This is a genomic window from Saccharothrix luteola, from assembly GCF_020859565.1.
In the GTDB taxonomy this organism is placed as follows: domain Bacteria; phylum Actinomycetota; class Actinomycetes; order Mycobacteriales; family Pseudonocardiaceae; genus Actinosynnema; species Actinosynnema luteola.
The window spans coordinates 27,870-49,039 of record NZ_JAJHUO010000054.1; the positions used below are offsets into that span (position 1 = coordinate 27,870).

Here is a 21,170-nt window from a genome sequence, read left to right on the forward strand (position 1 = left end):
GTCGCCTCACGGGGAGCGTTGTGGTTCACCTTGCTGGCCGCGTTGCTGGTCCACCCCGGCGACATCATCCCCGCCGGCCTCTTGATCGACGTTCTCTGGGGAGAAAGACCGCCGAAGAGCGCCGCGGAGATGCTGCCCGTGCGGATCAGCGAGCTCCGCAAGCTGCTACGCGTCGGCCGCGCCGATCAACCGGGCGTGCTGTTGACGCGCAGCCACGGCTACGTGATGGCCGTGGGCGACCACGAGGTCGACGCGCTGACCTTCGACCGCTTGGTGGAAGACGGGTGTCATGCGCTGCACGACGACCCGCGCAGCGCGGCCGCGCGGTTGAGGGAAGCACTCGCCCTGTGGCGAGGCCCGCCGCTGCCCGAACTCGCCGACCGCCCGTACGCCCAGGTGACGATTGCCCGGTTTGAGCAGTTGCACCTGCAGGCGCTGGAGGCACGGCTGGCGGCCGACATCGCTCTCGGCCGGGCTTCCGAGGTGCTGGGGGAGCTACGCGGCCTCGTCACCGAGCACCCCTTGCACGAGCCGTTCTCGCACATGCTCATGCTCGCGCTCTACCGCGCCGGGCAACAGCATGAAGCGCTGCAAGCGTTCCGCTCGGTCCGGGACGTGCTCGACGCGGAGTTGGGGATCGAGCCCGGCAGCGCATTGCGTGAACTGCATGCGGCGATACTCCGACAGGACCGGGCGGTCGGCCCCGCCGGAGAATCACAGGTCGGAGCGCGGACGACGCCCACCAACGTGCCCGCCACCTGCACCACGTTCGTCGGCCGGGAATGGGAGCTTCGGGAGATCGACCGCCTGACCCGGACGAACCGGTTGGTGACGATCTCCGGGGTCGGAGGTGCGGGCAAGAGCCGCCTAGCCGTTGAGTTCGCGGCAGGGGAGGTCGGCGCGTACCCGGACGGCGTCTGGGTCGCCGAGCTCGCGCCGCTCGTCGACCCGCTGCTCATCGTCCCGACCTTGTGCGTGATCCTGGGTGTTCCCGAACATCCCGAGCGCGATCTTCCCGACCAGCTCGTGACCCAGTTGCGGCCGACCTCGGTCTTGTTGGTCCTCGACAACTGCGAACACCTCATCAGCGCGGTGGCCAGCCTGGTCAGCCGGCTGCTCGACGCGTGTCCCCGGTTGTGCGTCCTGTGCACCAGCCGCGAACGGCTGCGCATCCCCGGCGAGGCGGTGCTACCGATCACCGGCCTGAGCCTGCGGCGGCGCCGAACACGGGTGACGGTGACGTGCTCGACTCCGACGCGGCGCGGCTCTTCGTCGACCGCGCCGCGAGCGTGCAGCCCGGATTCGAACCGTCCCCGTCGAGGTCGGCGGCCATCGCCACCATCTGTCGTCGGTTGGACGGGTTGCCGCTGGCCCTCGAGTTGGCGGCCGCCCGCGTCGGCACGTGGAGCCCTTCGCAGATTGCAACGCGGTTGGATGACCAGTTCCAGCTGCTGACGCAGGGCAGTCGCGTCGCACAGCCGCGACACCGGTCCCTGCGCGCGGTCGTCGACTGGAGCTACGACCTGCTCGACCAGGAGGAGCAACGGATCTTCAGTCGGCTGGCCGTCTTCGCGGGCGGCTTCGACATGGACGCCGCGGCGGCGGTCTGCACGGAACGAGGGGAGTGCCACGATGTCGGTGACACGCTCGCACGGCTGATCGACAAGTCACTCGTGGTCGTCAATGCAACCGCCGCGCCGATCTACCGCTACCGGTTGCTCGAGACCCTGCGCACGTACGCGTCCACGCGTCTGGAGGAGAGGAGTGGCGAGACCGCTCGGATGCGGCGTCGGCATACCGAGTACTTCCTTGGCGTCGCGAAGGAAGCGGGCCTGGGCCTGCGTGGTGCGGAACAACCGGCGTGGCTGGATCGGTTGACCGTCGAGCACGACAACATTCGTGCCGCCCTTGAGACCGCCCTTTCGACGTGCGACGTTGACACGGCGGCCGGGATTGCAGGATCGGTGTACCCGTTCTGGGACCTGCGCGGCCACTACACCGAGGGTCGGCGGTGGCTGGCTCGTATCCTGACAGCCGGAGCCGATGACCCGAGGGTGCGAGCACAGGTGCTGATGGGCGCGGCGACCCTCTCCATCGTCCAGGGCGATGTAGCCGAGGCGGTGACGGCGTGCGAGCAGGCGGCGCGGTTGAGCGAAGCCGGTCAGGATCACGCGAGGCTGTCCCACGCGCTGCAGTACCTGGGCCTGATCCGAATCTTCACCGAGCAGCTGGACGAGGCCGAGCGCCTGCTGAGCGCCTCGCTTCGGCACGCGGACGCTGCGGACGCGGAATGGGAGCGCGGCTGGGCGCTCCTGCTCATGTCGGTGCTGGCGATGTCCCGATGGGACTTCGACCAGGCCGGAGACCTCGCGCGGCAGGCCGAAGCGACCCTCGGGCACGAAGGCGACCCGGAGGCCCGCGCCTTCGTCCGGGTCCTGCTCGGCTTCGCCGCATTGGGCCAGGACGACGCGGCGAAGGCCGCAGTGCACGTCGCCGAGGCGCTGCGGCGGTTCAGCACACTCGGTGGTCTGTGGGGACTGTCGATCACCACGGTGCTCGCCGCGTTCGTGGTCCGGGCCCTTGGCCGGCACCGAGAAGCCGCAGGTCTGCTCGGAGTGGCCGAGGCGTTGCGTGAGACGGCCGGGACGACGCTACCGCCGTTCGTCGAAGCGTGGCTGGACGACACGCTGACCGGACTGACGGCCGTCCTTGGTCCGGCTGCACTCCGCTCGGCGCGGACGAGCGGCCGAACCCTCCCCCGTGCCGCCGCACTCACGTACACCCTCCGGCAGCTGGCACCCGACGCAGACGACGTTGAACGGCACGGGTGAGGTTCGAGGCATGTGGCCCATCGCCTTGTAGCGCTCGAAAGTCATCGTTGCTGGTCAGACGGGATACTTGTACTCGTTGATGAGATCGCCCGGAACCTGAGCGCGGCGCAGTTCGTAAGTGTCGAGCGTGTACGGCGGCGTGTGCGGTTCAGGAGTCCGGTCAGATCTTCTGACCTGCACTTTGAGGTCACTGTAGGCCCGCGATTGTTGATCAAGCAGCCTGTTCTAAATGTACCTGGTCAACACGTTGGTGGCGCTGTGTCGGCGTGATCATGAGGGTGGTGAACGAGGTGGGGTTCACCCCCCGCGACGTTCCCCCGTGGGTCGGTTGCGGCTGGCCCAGGGGGCGCCTGGGCGAGGACCCGTCGTGGTGGGCGGCGGTGTCGTCGATCGCGTCGAAGTTCCGGGGTGACCTCGGAGACGCTGCGCAAGTAGATCCGGTTGGCCGAAGTCGATCATGATCGGGCTGGCGGTAGCGGACCGTGTCCGGGGTCGTCACCGCGGCCGGGCGGTGTTGTCGGGGCCTGGTTGCGCGTGGCGGTTGTAGAACCGGTGCGCGCGGCCGACATGTCGGACAGGAACCGCATCTCAGGGAGAACCGATGACACTTGAGTCACACCCCGGCGAGCCGGTGGAGCCGCTGTTCCCGTCTGCGCGCAGGGTCGTCGATCTTGCAGGTGCCGCTGTGCGGGTGAGGGGCGAGATCGCGTTGGCCGAACAGCGCACCGCGACGATGAGCGCGGTCGCCGCGACCTTGGCGGGCCAACCGAGGTCGGCGGTCGCGGAGGTGCATGAGGCCAGCGGCGCGCGGTGGCGTAACGTCGTCGCGGCACGACCGGCATCGCACCTGAGCTTCCCCCGATAACCCGAGGCGGTTGTTACCTGGATGCGGTCGGTGCCGCCGGGATGGTAGCTGGCTGGGTCTGGGCGGTGTGCCAGTCGGTTTCGTACTCGTCGGGGCTGAGCCAGCCGAGGTCCTTCTGGATGCGTTCGGTGTTGTAGAACCCGTCGATATAGCGGAACAGGTCGTTCTCGGCTTCGTCGCGTGTGCGCCAGGAGCGGCGGTAGACCAGCTCGATCTTCAACGTGGAGAAGAAGTTCTCCATCAGGGCATTGTCATACGAGTCGCCGACCGACCCCATCGACGGCAGGATTCCGTTGTCCGCCAACCGTTGTGTGAACCGGAAGGCGGTGTAGGTCGACCCGCGGTCGCTGTGGTGGATCAACTGCCCGTCGCGCACGTCGCGGGACCAGATTGCGTATTCCAGGGCGCCGAGCACGAGGTCGGTGTCGCAGCGGTCGCTGGTCTTCCAGCCCACGATCCGGTTGGAGAACGCGTCGCGCACCGCCGCGAGCCAGAACACGCCCTCACCGGTGCGGATCCGGGTCGCGTCGGCCACCCACAACCGGTCCGGCGCGGCCGCGGTGAAGTCCCGGTTCACCCGATCGGGTGCCGGTGCCGCTCGTGGATCCCGCCTGGTCGACGGCGTCCGCCACTGTTTGCGCAGGAAGGCGCCCTGCAGACCGGCCTGGCGCATCAGCCGCTCGACCCGCTTGCGAGACACGCGGATGCCCCGACGCCGCAGGACCTGGTGCACCCGCGGGCTGCCGTAGGTGCCGCCGGAGGCGGTGTGGATGTCGGTGATCTCGGCGGTGATCGCCCGGTCCTCGCGCTCATGGCGGGACGGGTCGGTCTGTCGGGCTACCCAGCCGTGGTAGGTGGAGGAGGCGACACCGAGGACCCGGAGGACGAACTCGACCCCGAAGCGGCCGCGAAGCTGCTCGACGAGCTTCACGACCGTCGCCGGGTCGGGTCGAGTTCCGCCGCGAAAAACGCGGACGCGGTCTTCAGGATCTCGTTGGCCCGCTTGAGTTCCGCGTTCTCCCGCCGCAGCCGGCGCAACTCCTCGGACTCGGTCGCGGTGGGCCGGTCGTCCCGCTCGCCGCGGTCGGACTCGTCCTGCCGGATCCAGTTCCGCAACGCCTCGTGATGCACGCCCAGCTGCTCGGCCAGGCGCCGGATCACAGGCTTCGGGTCCGACTCCCGGTACAGCCGAACCGCACGGGCCCTCAACTCGTCGGGGTACTTCTTCGGTGGTGCCACGGACGACTCCCTTCAGGCCCTATCGGACCATGTCTGGAAAGCCACCGGGCTACCGGGGGAACCTCACACCCGACACCGCCGCAGCCGGTGCGCTCTGCGTGTCACCGTCGGGTCGGGCGACCTTGTCAGGTTCGGGCAGCAACACCTCACCGACCTGACAGCCCAGGACCGCGCAGATGACGTCGAGGTCGTCGAGCTTGACCGAGGCCGGCTGGCCCGACCACAGGCCCGACATCTTCCCGGCCGAGATCACCAGGCCGCGTTCGGCGAGGCTGCGTTGCAGCTCCGATGCCTTCCAGATGCCACGGTTCGCCGCGGCCAGGCGCAGGTTCCACCGCACTCAGATCAGCCCTCCCAGCCGTTGCGCGGCCCGCAGCTGACCGGCGGCCCAGGCGTCTTCGATCCGGGTCCGGTGGAAAATGGCAACGTCCGATATTGAAACTGTCGGAATGCCTGAGGTCGATGGATGTTGGTGCCACTGATCACAGGTAGTCGAAGAAGCGGATCCACCAGGCCGGCGGTCGTTCGGGCGGGTAGTGGGAGGCCAGACCGCTGACGCCGTCGTATCTGACCCAGAGGATGTGCTCGGAGACGGCGTGGTAGCCGAGGGCGTGAAGCTCGTCCTCGATTCGGTGTCGGTCGTCGCTGTGGAAGAGCTCTTCTTCCTCTTGCTCGTCATAGCTTCCGGGATTGCCGAGGGTCACGGCGGCGAGGTCGCCGAAGTTGCTGACCGTGATGGTGATGTGGTCGGCACTGGCTGTCGCGGTGGCCGGGATGACGATCACTCCGTGATGGCTGGCGTCCTGGACGTGACGGTCGACGGCGCAGGAGCAGTGGAATCGTCGATCCAGCCTGGTCGCGAGCTGGTTGAACTTCGCACGTGTCGTTGTGTAGTCGTAGTCGCGGGGATGTTCGAGGTGATCCGGATCGTCCAGATCCCGTAGTAGCGTCCAGGCGGACTGGTCATCGAGTGGCATGCTCATCGGCTCCGGGTTTCGGATGGGCAGGAACGACCGCTCGGCGGCTGACGTCGGCGGCGTAGGTGGTCCAGTCTCCTGCGGAGATATGTTGCCAGCGGACGGCGGAGCTGACGCTGATGCCGAGGGTGCGGGCGAGGATTGCCGCCGGGATCTCGGTGGCGAGTTGGAACAGCGCGGTGCTGCGGGCTTGGTTGGGGCGGATGCCGAGCTGGCCCAGTCGCTGTTTGAGCTGTTGTGTGCTGATCGGGCGGCCGGGATGGCCGCCGGGGAACAGCCAGCGGGACGGCGTGGTGGCGTCGATGGTGGCGTGGCCCTTGCGAGTGGCGACGACGGTGCGGGCCAGCTTGTCGACGGGGTCGGGCAGCCGGATGGGGGCGCGGCCGATGCTGATGCGGACGTCGTCGCCGGTGATCATGGTCTGGTCGGTGGTCAGCAGGCTGATCGTGGACGGGCTTTGGGCGTAGAGGAGGAGCAGCAGGCCGGCGAGGCGGTCTTCGGTGTCCGACGGTGGTGTCGTGCAGCAGTCGGTGGGCGATTGTCCACCGGGTCGTTGTCCGGAGAGGAATCTTGCACGGGATGTACCTGCTTCGTGATCGCGACGGAACCTGCGGTCGGTGATCGTCGGTCGGGGAGCCTGTCCGCCGAGCCGCCCCGGCCGGGTCGTGTTCGGTCCGGTCGGGGCGGCTCGACGTGCGGGTAGAGCTGTTTAGGTGATCGGTTGGCGGATCCTGTAGGGGTCCTGGGTGAGCAGGTGGGCCTTGTAGCCTTCACCGATGCCGGGCTCGGGCGTGCCGTTCCAGTCCTTGATGAGTACGGCGCCGTGGACGCAGCCCCACGGGGTCCAGGTCCACGGGAGGTAGCTGATGTTGTGGGCGTCGGACCAATTTGCCAGCCGCTGCATGTAGTCGAAGCCGCAGCCCTCCTGACCGAACTCGCCGAGCACGATCGGGAACTGCTGGGCGATCGGGGCAACCTGGGTGTCCCAGCAGGTTTCGCTGGCGCAGGCGTTGTTGCTGTAGGCGTGCCAGGAGACGGCGAGGTTGTTCAGCGGGTCGGTCGGCTTGTACTTCAGCCACTCGCGCAGGTCGTTGGCCCACTCCAGGCCACCCAGCGTCAGCACGTTGGTCGCGCCGGTGGACCGCACCGCGTCGACCAGGTCCTGCATGCCGGCGACCTCGTAGGGGATGCCCGTGCAGGTGCCGCCGTCGCGCCAGCACTGCCAGCCGGCCGTCTTGTCCCAGTTCGCGGCCATCTCCGGGTAGGGCTCGTTGAACAGGTCGAAGACGACGGCGTCGTTGCCCTTGCACGTGTTCGCCACACTGGTCCAGAACTGCGGGGAGTACTTCGCGTCGGTCATCGGCTTCTGGCACACGGCGTGCTCGTCCTTGCAGTGCCAGTCCGGCGAGTGGTGTAGGCGCCCCAGGTCCAGTGCAGGTCCAGGATCACGTTGATCCCGGTGCGCACGAGCAGATCCGTGTAGTCCTTGATGGCCTGCTGGTAGGTGGGGCCGCTGGGTGTGCCGTAGATGCCCAGCCGGCACTCCTCGTTCAACGGCACCCGCACCGCGTGGATGTTCCAGGTCTTCATCGCGTCCACCGACGCCTGGTCCACCGGACCGCCGTCCCACATGCCCTTGCCCTGCACGCAGGCGAACTCGGAACTGGAGCGGTCCACCCCAGCAGCCGGTACGGCCTGCCGTCCGCGGTGACCAGCTCGTTGCCGGACACGCGCAGCTCCGGCGCCGGCCCGTCGACCGGCGGAGTGGTCGTCGTGGTGGTGGTCGTCGGGTCGGCGCCGGTGCACGCGGCGCCGTTGACGGCGAAGTCCATCGGCTTGGCGTTGCTCCCGCTGTAGGCGAAGTACGCCCCGACCGAGACGCTGCCCTTCGCCGGGATGGTGCTGTTCCAGCTCAGGTTGGTGACGGTGATCTTCTTGCCCGACTGGGACCAGGTGCCGTTCCAGCCGATAAGAACATCACTAACGAGATCAACTTTTATCCTCTCAAGTCATGATCCGGTCTCGGACACCACGAAACCCACGCACAATAGTCGATTGACTACTGTGCGTAAGTTCCTCGGCTGGAACTTCAGCCGAAGTAGTGTCCGAGGTCTGGCAGTACGGGCCGATCGGGTCGGTGGGCCGATGATGAAGCAGGGCCGGGTTGGCAGGAGTGCGCGCTCCTGCGAACCCGGCCTTGCTGTCCACTGTCGTGGTCATCCGCCCATAGGCACCCCCGAGCGGGCTTCCCGGGCGGTCACCGGCCGCAGGGTCAGCGTGTACTCGTAGGCGGTGTCCGGCCGGACCTGGCTGCGTGCCCGCACGGGGTTGGGGGTGTCGCCCACTCCCGTGACGGCGTTGCTCGCGTGCAGGGTGACCCAGCCCTTGTTGCGCTGGAGCTGGAACGGGTAGGCGGCCCGGTCCAGGTCGTCGTACGGCGTCACGCTGACGTCCTTCGCCCCGGCCACGAGCAGGCCGCCGGTCTTGCCGTCGGTCAGCGTCGCCCAGCGGCTGTCCGTGTGGTTGCCGTGGTCCTGCGGGCGGTGGTAGTCGACGTACTGCTCGTCCACGGTGGATGAGTGGACGCCGATCGGGGTGCCGTCCTTGCGGTCGACGTAGCTCTCGGCTTTGCGTCCGTACCAGGCGAACCGGTCGTAGCTGTCCGGCACGGCCAGGGACACGCCGATCCTGGGCAGGTAGGGCAGCGTGCGCATGGCGCCTTGCGGGGTGACCTTGTGCCCGAGCCGCAGGGTGCCGCCGCGTTCGACGGTGTAGGTCATAGTCTGGTCGAACCAGGCGCCCGTCACGTCGGGAGCGGCCACCCGGCTGTCCACGACGACGCGCACGTCGCCAGGAGAAGCCGGTTCGACGCGGACGCCGGTGACCGTTGTGGCGAGCCGGTCGAGTCCGACGGCGCGCCAGTCCTCGCCCTCCGCGCGGCCCCACCGGAAGGTCTCGTTGCTGATCGGGGCGCGCCACGCGTCGAGCTTCGGCCCGCTGTGCAGCAGTTCGCGGTCGCGAACCTTGATCGACGACAGCGAGCCGGTCTTCTTGTCCACCGTGTAGCCGACGCCCTCTGCGGACGCCGTGACCGCCGCCGCGTCGTCGGTCGTGATCGCGGCACTCCCACCGTGGGTGCTCCGGCCGTGGTCGAGACCTGGGATTTTGGTGCCGCCAAGGGCGAACTGGTCGTGCGCGAGCACGTGTCCGGCGCGGATCATCGGTCCGGCCGACGTGGTGACGGCCTCCACGGTGAGGAACCGTTCCCGGTCGGCCGGGTTCGGCGGTGCGGGGATCCGGATCGCGCCGGTCGAGTTCGCCGCGACGCGCAACGGCTGGTCCCCGCGAGCCACGACGCGCGAGCCCTCGGTGACGCGCCACCGCAGTGTCAGGTCCTCGGTGCCGGTGAACTGCCGCTCGTTGAGCACGGACAGCACGCCGTCGGTGTAGCCGAATCGAAGCGGCTGCTGCGCCCATGCCATCTGGGTCGTTTCGGGCTGGGGATCGCGGTCCGGGCTGACCAGGCCGTCGAGGCCGGAGATGCTGGAGCCGTAGGACAAGTGGGTGCCGCGTTCCTCGATGCGGTCGAAGTCCAGTGCCAGCACCGCGCCGCCCACCGGCACCGGCGTGTTCAGCTCGGCCGAGGTGAGGGTGCGGTCGTAGATGCGGACGTCGTCCACCGCGCCGTGCGCCATCCGGCCGACGTTGCTCGGGTCGTTCCACGAGGTCTCGAAGTCGCGCCCGATGTTGACCTCGGCTGAGGACTGGTCGATCGCGCCGGTGAACGGCTTGCTCGCTACCTCGCGGCCATCGACGTAGAGGCGCAGCGCGGTGCCGTCGTAGGTGCCGCTGACCCGGTGCCAGTTGCCGTAGAAGTCGCTCGGCACGGTGGCCTGCACCGCCTGCCAGGTGCCGCTGTGGATGAAGAACTCCAGCGTGTGCTCGTCCTTCATCTTGAGCGCGTACTGGTGGTCGCCCTTGCCGAGGATGCGGAAGTCGCCGCTCCACGCGGCGGGTTTGACCCACGCGTCCAGGGTCAGCGCTTTGCCGGTGATGTCCAGCTTCCGGTCGCGGTAGACCTCCACGAAGTCGTCCAGGCCGGACATGTGGAGCGCCTTGCCGCGGTGTCCGTCGACGAGTTCCGGCGCGCCGGACAGGTGCGCGGAGATGTTGTTGCCCGAGGTGTCGGGCACGATCCGGACTTTCTGTCGGATGCTGCCCTCGGCCCAGTCCCAGATGAAACCGCCCTGGGTGGCGGGGTTGGCGCGGATGGTGTCCCAGAACTCGCGGAAGTTGCCGAGGCTGTTGCCCATCGCGTGCGCGTACTCGCCGAGGATGACCGGCTTCGTGGTGGTCTTCGCCTGTTCCTCGAACCGCTCGGGTGAGGGGTAACGCGGGCCCCACACGTCGGCGAACGGCGCGTCGCCATCAGGGTTGTTGGACTGGTGATACTTCGGCCGGGTCGGTTCGTTCGCGTCCAGCCACTCCGCCATCGCGTAGTGGTGCGCGCCCAGCCCGGCCTCGTTGCCGGTGTCCCACAGGAACACGCTCGGGTGGTTCTTGTCCCGCTCGACCATGGCGGTGAAGCGGTCCAGGAACGCGGCGCGCCACTCCGGCTGGTTCGCTTGGCACCAGCGTGAGCAGTCCTCGTGGTTGTGGGTCTCGATGTCGACCTCGTCGGCGATCCACAGGCCGTGCTTGTCGGCCAGCTCGTAGAAGTACGGGTCGGACGGGTAGTGCGAGGTGCGCACCGCGTTGACGTTGAGCTGCTCCATCAGCGCCACGTCGCGCTCCTGCGCTGCCCGCGGGACGTGCCGGCCGTGGTCGGGATCGGTCTCCGCGCGGTTCACGCCCTTGAACAGGACGCGCTTGCCGTTGACCAGCAGCTGCTTGTCGCGGATCTCGATCTCGCGGAAGCCGGTGGTCTCGGAGGTGATGTGCGCGGTGCCGTCGGGCGCGGTCAGGGTGAGCACGACGGTGTGCAGGTTGGGCGTCTCGTCGGTCCACTTGGCCGGGTCGCGCACGGGCAGCTCGAACCGGGCGGTGCCGCCCCTGTCGGTGATCTCGACGTTCCGGGCGGCGGACGCGATCTCCTCGCCGCGGGCGTCTCGCAGGCTGAGCGCCAGACGGTGTGCGCCGGTCGTGCCACCGCGCTTGCGCCCCACCTCGACGTCGGCGGACAGCACGGCGTCGGTGTAGGCGGCGTCCAGGTCGGTGCGCAGGGTGACGTCGCGGACGTGCGTGGCGGGCGTGGAGACCAGGCGGACCGAGCGGAAGATGCCTGAGTACCGCCACTGGTCGACGTCCTCCAGGTACGCGCCCGCGCTCCAGCGGTGCACCTGCACGGCCACGCGGTTGCGACCCGGCTTGAGGGCGGCCGTGACGTCGAACTCGGCGGGCGTGTAGCCGCCCTGGTCGTAGCCGACGTAGGAGCCGTTGACCCAGACGAAGTAGGCCGACGTGACGCCCTCGAAGCGGAGCACGGTGGCGCGGTCGGCCCAGTCGCGTGGGACGTCGAAGTCCTTGGTGTACGCGCCGGTCGGGTTGACGTCACGTGGCACGCGGGGTGGGTCGTCCGGCTGGATCTCGGTGGCGATGTTGCGGAAGATCGGGTGGTCGAGCCCGTCGGTCTGCCACGTGTGCGGCACGGTGACCCGCCGCCAGCCCGACGTGTCGAAGCCGTCGGCGTGAAAGCCGGCCGGGACTTCCTCGGGCCGCTTGGCCATCGCGAGCCGCCACTCGCCGTCCAGGGAACGCGTGTACGGCGTGCGCTCGTCACCCCGGACGGCCGAGGCCACGTCGGTGTGCGGGGGCAGGAAGACGTGGGGCGGTTCCTGGTGCTCGGCGACCATGGCGGGGTTTTCCAGGTAGGACGCGTACAGGTCGCCAGGGGGAGCGGCGGAAGCGGTGCCGGGGCTGACCCCGACGACGGCACCACCCAGAACCGACAACACCACTGCGAGAACGCGCGAGCGCGACATGCCGAACCTCCATCTCTTCTCCCGGCGCGGAGCGGCTGCGGTGTCCGGCCCCGCACCGCGTGCCGGACCGGACACCGGTGTTCTGGCGGAGTCGCGCTACCTCATGTTGGCCACGACGAAGGGCGCGTGGCCGTGCAGGTAGTTGCTCCAGCCCCCGCTGACGGGTGCGCCCGCCCTGAGCAGGTTGGTGGAGTCGCTGCCGGTGTGGAGCTTCCAGGCGGTCCAGGAGACCCCGTTGGCGCGCATCCAGTCGATCCATGCCTGTGCCTCGGGCAGGCAGGTGCGGCCGTCGGTGCCGCCGTCGGCGTGGCTGGCGCCCCACTCGGTGACGAACAGCGCGAGGCCGGCGCGGATCGCGGTGTTGCCCCTGTCGCGCAGCCAGGAGCCGTGGCTGCACGAGTAGAAGTGCAGCGTGTACATGAGGTTGGTGCCCGACACCGGGCTGGCGGCGGCCTGGTCGACGCCCTGGGACCAGTTCGGCGTGCCGAGCACGATGATGTTGTCGGGGTCGGCTGCGCGGATGGCCGAGACGACCGCCTGGTGGTAGGGCTTGATGACGCTGGTCCAGCTGACCTGGAGGGGTTCGTTGTAAGGCTCCCAGATGACGTTGGGCAGGTGGCCGTAGCGGCGGGCCAGGTCGGAGAAGAACGCCACCGCCTGCGACCGGGAGTTGTGCGCCTCGTGGGCGTGGTAATCGACGATCACGTAGACCCCGGCGGCGACGGCGTTGTTGATGATCGTCTCGACCTGGGCGCGTGCCCTGTTCGGGTCGCTGAGGTAGGCGCCGGAGGGTTCGACGCCCATGGCGGCGCGGATGACCTGGAGGTTCCAGTTGTCCCGCATCCACCGCAGTGCCGAGAGGTTCTGGGAGTAGCCGGGGTTCTCCCAGTTGAGCCAGAAGCTGCTCACGCCGCGGAGTTGGACCCGTGCGCCGGTGCGGTCGCACATCGTGGTGCCGCAGACGCGGAGTTGCCCGTGGCGGGCGACGGGGGTGGTGCCCGCGGGCGGGGTCGTGGTGGTCGTGGTCGGGTTCGTCCCGCCGGTGGTGGTCCACTGCTGGTTGGACGCGCCGGTGCAGGTCCAGAGCACGATGAGGGTGCCGTTGGCGGTCCCGGCGCCGGTGGCGTCGAGGCACAGCCCGGACTGCACGCCGCGGATCGTGCCGTCGGTGTTGACGTTCCACTGCTGGCCGGCGCTGCCGTTGCAGTCCCAGATGGTGACCGCGGTGCCCGCGGTGGTGCCGCCGCCGGCGGCGTTGAGGCACTTGGTGCCGTACACCTGCAACTGGCGGGAGGAGGTGGTGTTGAAGGTCTGGTTCGCGCCGCCGGTGCAGTCACGCAGGGCGACCTGGGTGCCGTTGGTCTGGGAGGACCCCGGTACCTCGACGCAGCGGCCGGAGCCGACGCCCTTGATCGCCGTGGTGGCGGCCGAGGCTGTGCTGATGACGGTCAGGAAGGTGCCCACGAGCACCGGAACGGCCACGAGAGCCGCCAGCAACGGGCGGATCGGTGTGCGGTGCCGGCTCGCGTCGGTGAGGGCCGGTCGTGCTGGTTCCACTTCTTCTCCCTCGGGGGTGAGGAGTCCGGGCCGACAGGGCTCGGCCCGGGTGTTGGCGGGGTGGACGGCGGGACGCCGACCAGGCTCAGCGCCGGGACGGCCGGTGCGGGGGTGACGTGGGCTCGGCCGTGTGTCGTAGGGAGCGCACGCGATCTCCTTGATCAACGGGGTGACGACAAGGCGGCGGCGCACATAGTTAATCACAAGATGAAACAAACTCAAAGGTTGGTCGCATACGCCGGAAGCCGTGCGGAGGCTGCCGTGCTCGGCTCCTGGAGTTGCCGCCCGCAGGCCGGCGCCGGTCCGAACGGTATCGTCGCGTCGTGACGACGCCAGCCCGCGCTCGTGCCACGCCGACGTGGCCGGACCTGCCCGAAGCAGCCCGTGACGTGCTGCTGGAAGTGCTGATCCACGGGGCCATGTCCCGAGCCGAGATCGCCCCGCGGGTGCGCCTGTCGAGGGCGACCCTCACCCGCGCTGCCCGGGTGCTGGTCGGTCACGGGCTGCTGGTGGAGGGCGGCACCGAACTGCGCTCCTCCACCGGTCGCCCCTCGGAGATCATGCACGTCCGCGGTGAGGCGCACCACTTCCTGGGCGTGAAGCTCACCGCCGACCGCCTCTACGCCGTCGTCGCCGACCTGACCGCCACCGTGACCGAGGCCGTCGAGGAGCCGTTGCGCTCCACCGACCCCGACGAGGTCGTCGCCCGGATCGCCGAGCTCGCGGCCGACCGGCCGTCGTTGACCGGAATCGGTGTCACTCTGGGTGGTGTCGTTCGTGACGGTGTGGTCGTCGACGCGGGATTCCCGGCTTGGAAGAGCGTGCCTCTCGCGGCTCCGGTTGCTCGAGGGACCGGGTTGCCCGTCGCCGTCGACAACGACGTCCAGGCGTTGACCGCCGCCGAGCACTGGTTCGGAGCCGGCGCGGGTGTGGACTCGATGGTGCTGATCACCGTCGGCGCGGGCGTCGGCACCGGCCTGATCATCGACGGCAAACTCGTCCAGGGCGCGCACCGTCTGCCGCCTCGTTTCGCCCACCTCCTCGTCGACCCCAGAGGACCGCGGTGCGGCTACGGTCACCGGGGCTGTGCCTCCAGCTACCTGATGGGCCACGTCATCGCCCGCCGGGTCGACGGCTGCGACACCTTCGACGAGGCGGCCGAAAGAGCGCGGGCCGGTGACCCTGGCGCCCAGGAGGTCTTCGCCGAGGCGGGCTACGCGCTCGGTGTCCTCATCGGACACGCGGCCAACTTCCTCGACCCGGAGAAGATCCTGCTCACCGGAGACGGTCTGCCCATCCACGAGCTCGCCACCGGTCAGGTCCACGACGGCATCGAGGACACCTACGAGGATGACCCCGCCCTGATCGACCTCAACGTACAACCGTTCGACTTCGGTGAATGGGCGCGCGCCGCCGCCGTGCTCGCCATCAAGACCGCGATCACCGGCACCGCCTGACCCTGTCACCGGGGGCGGCCCGGTGTGGTGGACGTCGTTCGGGCTCCGGTCGGGGTCGGCCGCCGCTGCTCGACCCCTACCGGATGCCCGTCCTGTGTGGACCGTAGGTCAGATGGGCTTGACGTCGACCCAGAAGCGGGTGTCGTTGCTCAGGTTGGCGGAGTTGCTGTTGAGCTGGTCGCGGATCCAGTAGACGGCGGTCTTGTAGCCGTTGATGTCGCTGGTGTTGGGGTTGTTGATGCCGGTCTGGCCGTTGCGGTGGCCGCCGAACCAGGTGTTCATGCCATAGGCGTTCTGGCTCTGGTGCAGGCAGGAGATGTCGGCGGAGAGGTTGCTGTTGAGCGCGGCGCCGTTGTTCCACTGGCTGGTGGTCTGCCCGCGGAAGCGGTCGCACTTGCTGCGCAGCATGTACCAGTTCTGCTTGAAGATGCCGAAGTTGGCGGCGTCGTCGCGCTTGTTGTCGCCGTAGGGGTAGTTGGTGTCCATGCGCTCGGTCTCCAGCATGGCCACCGCCAGGTCGAGCGAGTTCGCCCCGGCGTTGCGGACCTGCTGCTTGCGGCTGCCCAGGCCGCTGATGCCGTACGAGCCGCACCGCATGCCCGAGGGGCAGGCGGCCATGACGACGTCGTCGGGTGTCGAGCAGTAGTTGTCGTTCCTCCAGCCGTCGCCGCCCGCATGGTGGTAGGCGCAGTAGGAGGGGGCGTCGAGGGCGCTGTTCGCACCGGCCGGGACGGCGAACAGCGTCGCCCCGGCGAGCGCCAGCATCAAGGTGACCATGATCGCGGACAGTCTCCGCATGTGCTCTCACTCCTTTGTGAGTCCACTGGTCAGACGCGGGGCGGTGTCAGCAGGATGGGATCATTAACCGTTTAAGTCAAGTCCTCTATTCGAGGTACTTCACTTCAGTTCTAGCTAGCTGTACCGCTTAAGTGGACATCCATGAAGCGCTCGAAGCCGGCAGTGCACGGACAGCCGCGCACGGTGTTTTGATCGCGATGAAATCAACTCTTGACCCAGGGGGGTACCAGGCTCCATCCTGGGCTCGGACCGGCCCGGTCGAGGGGGTTGGAAGCGCCCCGGCGCTCGAGCGCGCCACCCGCGACGGGCGGTGTCCGTGCTGGGCGTGCCGCCACCCCGGAACGCGCTGCACCTCGGTGGCCGACTGCGCCTCCGGTTCGGCCTGACGACCTCATCCCTCGATGTTCGACTTCCGGCGCGACGCTTTGGGAGCGCTCCCGGATGTGTGGACGAAGGAGCAGTGGTGCTCATGACCTCAGTGAGAGTGCGAGCGTTCGCCGCCGTGGCAGCGATCAGCGCGTTGACCGGGGGCCTGGTGGTCGCCGGTGTGGCCTCTGCGGCCCCGGGCTGCAAGGTCGACTACGTGGTGCAGAACAAGTGGCAGGGCGGGTTCACCGGGAACGTCACGATCACCAACCTCGGTGACCCCGTCGACGGTTGGGCGTTGCGGTGGTCCTTCCCCGGCTCGGAGCGCTTCGGCCAAGGCTGGAATGCCACGTTCAGCGCTTCCGGGGCGAGCGTGACCGCGTCCAACGTGGACTGGAACCGCTCGATCCCGACCGGTGGCACGGCGTCGTTCGGGTTCAACGGCACCATGACCGGTGACGCGGTGGGCGTGCCTGCGACGTTCACGTTGAACGGGACGACCTGCACGGGCGGCACCGTCCCCACGACCACGTCCTCCACTTCGACATCCACCACCACGACCACCACGACGACCGGAGGCGGCACGCCCCAGTGTTCGACCAGCCCGGTGAACCCGAACGCGTCCGTGCAGGCGCGCAAGCTGTTGTGCTACGTCCAGTCGCAGTACGGCAACCACATCATCTCGGGCCAGCAGGAGTCGACGTGGATCGGTGGTCCGGACTACGAGATCAACCACATCCGGAACAACACGGGCAAGTACCCGGCGATCCGGGCGTTGGACTTCGGTGACTCCAAGGATTTGGCTCCGCGTGCCGTCGCGTGGTGGAACGCGGGCGGCATCCCGATGATCGGCTACCACATGGGCGCGCCGACGAAGCCGGACACGTACGAGGGCACCCAGATGCAGGTGTCGATCAACGCGGTGCTCACCCCGGGCACGGCCGAGTACCAGTCGTTCATGCAGCGGTTGGACCAGGCCGCCGCGATGTTGCAGCAGCTGGAGAACGCCGGTGCGGCGGTGATCTGGCGGCCGTTCCACGAGGCCGGCGGCACGTGGTTCTGGTGGAGCAAGGAGGGCGGCGGCCAGTACAACCGGCTGTGGAACTTCATGTTCAACTACTTCACCCGCACCAAGGGCCTCGACAACCTCGTCTGGTTGCACGGCTACAACGGTCAGCCGCAGGCGTCGTTCTACCCCGGCAAGTCGGTGGTCGACATCGGCGGCGCGGACACCTACGCGGGCAACGGCAACTACGACCCGCTCAACGCGATGTACAACTCCGTGCGCAACATCGTCGGCTCCACGCTGCCGATCGCGCTCCACGAGAACGGGCCGATCCCGGACCCGGACCGGCTGCAGTCGACCGGCACTCGCTGGGTGCTGTTCGGAACCTGGCACGGCAACCACTTGACGGTCAGCAACTCCATCGCCCACCTGCAGAAGGTCTACAACCACAGCTATGTCGTCACCCGAGACGAACTGCCCAACCTCCGATAGGAAGAACCGAAGCGGCCGGGACGCGCGGTTCTGGGCGGTCACACCAGTGTACGAATCACGGTTGGGGACCGCCGGGGGAGTTCGGCGGTCCCCAACGTTTCGGCGTCGAGTCCTCTGGCTGGTCTGGCTGTCGCCGGTCCAGGCGGTCGTGATGAGCGGATCGCTTCGTCGGCTCGGTCACCGGGGTGCGTCGGTCGTGGCCGTCTCGACGGTCCAGGCGCGGGTCTGGTCGGCGAGGGTGATGCCGAGGCCGGGTCGGTCGGACAGGTGCATGCGCCCGTCGCGGGTTTCCAGGCGTTCGTTGAACAGGGGGTGCAGCCAGTCGAAGTGCTCCACCCACGGTTCGCGGGGGTAGGCGGCGGCGAGGTGGACGTGGATCTCCATGGCGAAGTGGGGCGCCAACTGGAGGTGGTGGTGGTCGGCGAGGGTGGCGAGCTTGAGGAACTGGGTGATCCCGCCGACCCGGGGCGCGTCCGGTTGCAGCACGTCCACGGCGCCGGCGCGGATCAGCTCGTAGTGCTCGGCGACGCTGGTGAGCATCTCGCCGGTGGCGACCGCGGTGGTCAGCGACCGGGCCAGCTCCGCGTGCCCCTCGACGTCGTAGGCGTCCAGCGGCTCCTCGATCCAGACCAGGTCGAACTCCTCCAGCGCCCGGCCGACCCGCAGGGCGGTGGGGCGGTCCCACTGCTGGTTGGCGTCGACCATCAACGGCACGCCGTCGCCGAGGTGCTCGCGGACGGCGGCGACCCGGCGCAGGTCCTCCGACCGGTCCGGCAGGCCCACCTTGATCTTTCAGACGCGGGGCGGTGTCAGCAGGATGGGATCATTAACCGTTTAAGTCAAGTCCTCTATTCGAGGTACTTCACTTCAGTTCTAGCTAGCTGTACCGCTTAAGTGGACATCCATGAAGCGCTCGAAGCCGGCAGTGCACGGACAGCCGCGCACGGTGTTTTGATCGCGATGAAATCAACTCTTGACCCAGGGGGGTACCAGGCTCCATCCTGGGCTCGGACCGGCCCGGTCGAGGGGGTTGGAAGCGCCCCGGCGCTCGAGCGCGCCACCCGCGACGGGCGGTGTCCGTGCTGGGCGTGCCGCCACCCCGGAACGCGCTGCACCTCGGTGGCCGACTGCGCCTCCGGTTCGGCCTGACGACCTCATCCCTCGATGTTCGACTTCCGGCGCGACGCTTTGGGAGCGCTCCCGGATGTGTGGACGAAGGAGCAGTGGTGCTCATGACCTCAGTGAGAGTGCGAGCGTTCGCCGCCGTGGCAGCGATCAGCGCGTTGACCGGGGGCCTGGTGGTCGCCGGTGTGGCCTCTGCGGCCCCGGGCTGCAAGGTCGACTACGTGGTGCAGAACAAGTGGCAGGGCGGGTTCACCGGGAACGTCACGATCACCAACCTCGGTGACCCCGTCGACGGTTGGGCGTTGCGGTGGTCCTTCCCCGGCTCGGAGCGCTTCGGCCAAGGCTGGAATGCCACGTTCAGCGCTTCCGGGGCGAGCGTGACCGCGTCCAACGTGGACTGGAACCGCTCGATCCCGACCGGTGGCACGGCGTCGTTCGGGTTCAACGGCACCATGACCGGTGACGCGGTGGGCGTGCCTGCGACGTTCACGTTGAACGGGACGACCTGCACGGGCGGCACCGTCCCCACGACCACGTCCTCCACTTCGACATCCACCACCACGACCACCACGACGACCGGAGGCGGCACGCCCCAGTGTTCGACCAGCCCGGTGAACCCGAACGCGTCCGTGCAGGCGCGCAAGCTGTTGTGCTACGTCCAGTCGCAGTACGGCAACCACATCATCTCGGGCCAGCAGGAGTCGACGTGGATCGGTGGTCCGGACTACGAGATCAACCACATCCGGAACAACACGGGCAAGTACCCGGCGATCCGGGCGTTGGACTTCGGTGACTCCAAGGATTTGGCTCCGCGTGCCGTCGCGTGGTGGAACGCGGGCGGCATCCCGATGATCGGCTACCACATGGGCGCGCCGACGAAGCCGGACACGTACGAGGGCACCCAGATGCAGGTGTCGATCAACGCGGTGCTCACCCCGGGCACGGCCGAGTACCAGTCGTTCATGCAGCGGTTGGACCAGGCCGCCGCGATGTTGCAGCAGCTGGAGAACGCCGGTGCGGCGGTGATCTGGCGGCCGTTCCACGAGGCCGGCGGCACGTGGTTCTGGTGGAGCAAGGAGGGCGGCGGCCAGTACAACCGGCTGTGGAACTTCATGTTCAACTACTTCACCCGCACCAAGGGCCTCGACAACCTCGTCTGGTTGCACGGCTACAACGGTCAGCCGCAGGCGTCGTTCTACCCCGGCAAGTCGGTGGTCGACATCGGCGGCGCGGACACCTACGCGGGCAACGGCAACTACGACCCGCTCAACGCGATGTACAACTCCGTGCGCAACATCGTCGGCTCCACGCTGCCGATCGCGCTCCACGAGAACGGGCCGATCCCGGACCCGGACCGGCTGCAGTCGACCGGCACTCGCTGGGTGCTGTTCGGAACCTGGCACGGCAACCACTTGACGGTCAGCAACTCCATCGCCCACCTGCAGAAGGTCTACAACCACAGCTATGTCGTCACCCGAGACGAACTGCCCAACCTCCGATAGGAAGAACCGAAGCGGCCGGGACGCGCGGTTCTGGGCGGTCACACCAGTGTACGAATCACGGTTGGGGACCGCCGGGGGAGTTCGGCGGTCCCCAACGTTTCGGCGTCGAGTCCTCTGGCTGGTCTGGCTGTCGCCGGTCCAGGCGGTCGTGATGAGCGGATCGCTTCGTCGGCTCGGTCACCGGGGTGCGTCGGTCGTGGCCGTCTCGACGGTCCAGGCGCGGGTCTGGTCGGCGAGGGTGATGCCGAGGCCGGGTCGGTCGGACAGGTGCATGCGCCCGTCGCGGGTTTCCAGGCGTTCGTTGAACAGGGGGTGCAGCCAGTCGAAGTGCTCCACCCACGGTTCGCGGGGGTAGGCGGCGGCGAGGTGGACGTGGATCTCCATGGCGAAGTGGGGCGCCAACTGGAGGTGGTGGTGGTCGGCGAGGGTGGCGAGCTTGAGGAACTGGGTGATCCCGCCGACCCGGGGCGCGTCCGGTTGCAGCACGTCCACGGCGCCGGCGCGGATCAGCTCGTAGTGCTCGGCGACGCTGGTGAGCATCTCGCCGGTGGCGACCGCGGTGGTCAGCGACCGGGCCAGCTCCGCGTGCCCCTCGACGTCGTAGGCGTCCAGCGGCTCCTCGATCCAGACCAGGTCGAACTCCTCCAGCGCCCGGCCGACCCGCAGGGCGGTGGGGCGGTCCCACTGCTGGTTGGCGTCGACCATCAACGGCACGCCGTCGCCGAGGTGCTCGCGGACGGCGGCGACCCGGCGCAGGTCCTCCGACCGGTCCGGCAGGCCCACCTTGATCTTGATCGCGCCGACGCCGGACTCCAGCGTGCGGGTGGCGTTGTCCTTGATCTGCTCGACGGTCTCGTGCAGGAAGCCGCCGGAGGTGTTGTAGCAGCGCACGGAGTCGCGGTGCGCGCCGAGCAACTTCGCCAACGGCAGGTTCGCGCGTCTGGCCTTGAGGTCCCACAGCGCGATGTCGAACG

General features: G+C 68.5%; 18 protein-coding genes and 1 pseudogene. 6 read left to right on the forward strand and 13 right to left on the reverse strand.

Features of this window, described 5'->3' with window-relative positions; all coding sequences use genetic code 11:
• The first annotated feature begins 18 nt into the window (after nt 1–18).
• Both LNK82_RS45425 and LNK82_RS45430 read left to right on the forward strand, forming a co-directional pair.
• Nucleotides 19–1,455, forward strand: a complete 1,437-nt coding sequence (locus tag LNK82_RS45425) for an AfsR/SARP family transcriptional regulator (protein ID WP_230573022.1) — start codon at nt 19–21, stop codon at nt 1,453–1,455.
• Nucleotides 1,353–2,831 (forward strand): ATP-binding protein, encoded by a 1,479-nt coding sequence (locus LNK82_RS45430; RefSeq protein WP_230573023.1) that lies wholly within the window; start codon nt 1,353–1,355, stop codon nt 2,829–2,831. The genes LNK82_RS45425 and LNK82_RS45430 overlap by 103 nt, the downstream gene beginning before the upstream one ends.
• An 878-nt stretch (nt 2,832–3,709) precedes the next feature.
• Here the strand turns inward: LNK82_RS45430 and LNK82_RS45435 are convergent.
• The 7 genes from LNK82_RS45435 to LNK82_RS45465 all read right to left on the reverse strand — a co-directional run bounded on the left by LNK82_RS45435 (nt 3,710) and on the right by LNK82_RS45465 (nt 7,589).
• Nucleotides 3,710–4,627 carry an IS3 family transposase gene (locus LNK82_RS45435; protein WP_230573024.1) on the reverse strand — a complete coding sequence of 306 codons (918 nt, stop codon included), beginning with the start codon at nt 4,625–4,627 and terminating at the stop codon, nt 3,710–3,712.
• The gene (locus tag LNK82_RS48125) at nt 4,624–4,935 is read right to left on the reverse strand and encodes a transposase (RefSeq protein ID WP_230573025.1); all 312 of its coding nucleotides are present in this window, start codon (nt 4,933–4,935) and stop codon (nt 4,624–4,626) included. Before LNK82_RS48125 ends, LNK82_RS45435 begins: the two co-directional genes overlap by 4 nt.
• A gap of 49 nt (nt 4,936–4,984) precedes the next feature.
• The gene (locus tag LNK82_RS45445) at nt 4,985–5,275 is read right to left on the reverse strand and encodes a helix-turn-helix domain-containing protein (RefSeq protein ID WP_230573026.1); all 291 of its coding nucleotides are present in this window, start codon (nt 5,273–5,275) and stop codon (nt 4,985–4,987) included.
• Between the two features lie 142 nt (nt 5,276–5,417).
• The gene (locus tag LNK82_RS45450; RefSeq protein WP_230573027.1) at nt 5,418–5,918 is read right to left on the reverse strand and encodes a hypothetical protein; all 501 of its coding nucleotides are present in this window, start codon (nt 5,916–5,918) and stop codon (nt 5,418–5,420) included.
• Complete coding sequence (locus LNK82_RS45455; protein WP_230573028.1) at nt 5,899–6,330, reverse strand: hypothetical protein; 432 nt, start codon at nt 6,328–6,330, stop codon at nt 5,899–5,901. Before LNK82_RS45455 ends, LNK82_RS45450 begins: the two co-directional genes overlap by 20 nt.
• 291 nt (nt 6,331–6,621) lie before the next feature.
• Nucleotides 6,622–7,272 carry a cellulase family glycosylhydrolase gene (locus LNK82_RS45460; protein ID WP_230573029.1) on the reverse strand — a complete coding sequence of 217 codons (651 nt, stop codon included), beginning with the start codon at nt 7,270–7,272 and terminating at the stop codon, nt 6,622–6,624.
• Nucleotides 7,269–7,589: a glycoside hydrolase family 5 protein gene (locus tag LNK82_RS45465; RefSeq protein ID WP_230573030.1), complete on the reverse strand. Its 321-nt coding sequence runs from the start codon at nt 7,587–7,589 to the stop codon at nt 7,269–7,271. The genes LNK82_RS45460 and LNK82_RS45465 overlap by 4 nt, the downstream gene beginning before the upstream one ends.
• Nucleotides 7,590–7,619: 30 nt before the next feature.
• On the opposite strand from LNK82_RS45465, the gene LNK82_RS48130 reads away from it, so the two are divergent.
• Nucleotides 7,620–7,769, forward strand: coding sequence for a hypothetical protein (locus LNK82_RS48130; protein ID WP_230573031.1), 150 nt, complete (start codon nt 7,620–7,622; stop codon nt 7,767–7,769).
• A 5-nt stretch (nt 7,770–7,774) separates the two neighbouring features.
• Here LNK82_RS48130 and LNK82_RS48135 read toward each other — a convergent pair.
• The 3 genes and pseudogenes from LNK82_RS48135 to LNK82_RS45485 form a co-directional block, all read right to left on the reverse strand.
• Nucleotides 7,775–7,912 (reverse strand): annotated as a pseudogene (locus tag LNK82_RS48135) (cellulose binding domain-containing protein); the annotation flags it as partial.
• A 216-nt stretch (nt 7,913–8,128) separates the two neighbouring features.
• Entirely contained in the window at nt 8,129–11,893 is a 3,765-nt protein-coding gene (locus LNK82_RS45480) for a glycoside hydrolase family 2 TIM barrel-domain containing protein (protein WP_230573032.1), read from the reverse strand.
• Between the two features lie 96 nt (nt 11,894–11,989).
• The gene (locus tag LNK82_RS45485) at nt 11,990–13,450 is read right to left on the reverse strand and encodes a cellulase family glycosylhydrolase (protein WP_230573033.1); all 1,461 of its coding nucleotides are present in this window, start codon (nt 13,448–13,450) and stop codon (nt 11,990–11,992) included.
• 323 nt (nt 13,451–13,773) lie between these two features.
• Between LNK82_RS45485 and LNK82_RS45490 the strand changes: the two genes are divergently transcribed.
• Nucleotides 13,774–14,907, forward strand: a complete 1,134-nt coding sequence (locus tag LNK82_RS45490) for an ROK family transcriptional regulator (RefSeq protein ID WP_230573034.1) — start codon at nt 13,774–13,776, stop codon at nt 14,905–14,907.
• Nucleotides 14,908–15,015: 108 nt separating this feature from the next.
• Here LNK82_RS45490 and LNK82_RS45495 read toward each other — a convergent pair whose 3' ends face one another.
• Complete coding sequence (locus LNK82_RS45495; protein WP_230573035.1) at nt 15,016–15,705, reverse strand: lysozyme family protein; 690 nt, start codon at nt 15,703–15,705, stop codon at nt 15,016–15,018.
• Between the two features lie 469 nt (nt 15,706–16,174).
• Between LNK82_RS45495 and LNK82_RS45500 the strand changes: the two genes are divergently transcribed.
• Nucleotides 16,175–17,569 (forward strand): glycosyl hydrolase, encoded by a 1,395-nt coding sequence (locus LNK82_RS45500; RefSeq protein WP_230573036.1) that lies wholly within the window; start codon nt 16,175–16,177, stop codon nt 17,567–17,569.
• Between the two features lie 177 nt (nt 17,570–17,746).
• Here LNK82_RS45500 and LNK82_RS45505 read toward each other — a convergent pair whose 3' ends face one another.
• A complete protein-coding gene (locus tag LNK82_RS45505) occupies nt 17,747–18,352 on the reverse strand; it encodes a mandelate racemase/muconate lactonizing enzyme family protein (protein ID WP_308257571.1) in 606 nt (201 codons plus the stop codon).
• Nucleotides 18,353–18,801: 449 nt separating this feature from the next.
• Here LNK82_RS45505 and LNK82_RS45510 point away from each other — a divergent pair, with 449 nt between their 5' ends.
• A complete protein-coding gene (locus LNK82_RS45510) occupies nt 18,802–20,196 on the forward strand; it encodes a glycosyl hydrolase (protein WP_230573036.1) in 1,395 nt (464 codons plus the stop codon).
• Nucleotides 20,197–20,373: 177 nt separating this feature from the next.
• On the opposite strand, the gene LNK82_RS45515 is transcribed toward LNK82_RS45510, so the two are convergent.
• Nucleotides 20,374–21,170: mandelate racemase/muconate lactonizing enzyme family protein (locus LNK82_RS45515; protein ID WP_230573037.1), on the reverse strand; the 797-nt coding region annotated here is incomplete at its 5' end.

What these genes read in the sequence shown, in the direction of transcription:
- LNK82_RS45450 (WP_230573027.1), bottom strand. Translation starts at nt 5,918, where the DNA reads ATGAGCATGCCACTCGATGACCAGTCCGCCTGGACGCTACTACGGGAT.
- LNK82_RS45455 (WP_230573028.1), bottom strand. Translation starts at nt 6,330, where the DNA reads ATGATCACCGGCGACGACGTCCGCATCAGCATCGGCCGCGCCCCCATC.
- LNK82_RS45460 (WP_230573029.1), bottom strand. Translation starts at nt 7,272, where the DNA reads ATGACCGACGCGAAGTACTCCCCGCAGTTCTGGACCAGTGTGGCGAAC.
- LNK82_RS45480 (WP_230573032.1), bottom strand. Translation starts at nt 11,893, where the DNA reads ATGTCGCGCTCGCGCGTTCTCGCAGTGGTGTTGTCGGTTCTGGGTGGT.
- LNK82_RS45495 (WP_230573035.1), bottom strand. Translation starts at nt 15,705, where the DNA reads ATGCGGAGACTGTCCGCGATCATGGTCACCTTGATGCTGGCGCTCGCC.
- LNK82_RS45500 (WP_230573036.1), top strand. Translation starts at nt 16,175, where the DNA reads ATGACCTCAGTGAGAGTGCGAGCGTTCGCCGCCGTGGCAGCGATCAGC.
- LNK82_RS45510 (WP_230573036.1), top strand. Translation starts at nt 18,802, where the DNA reads ATGACCTCAGTGAGAGTGCGAGCGTTCGCCGCCGTGGCAGCGATCAGC.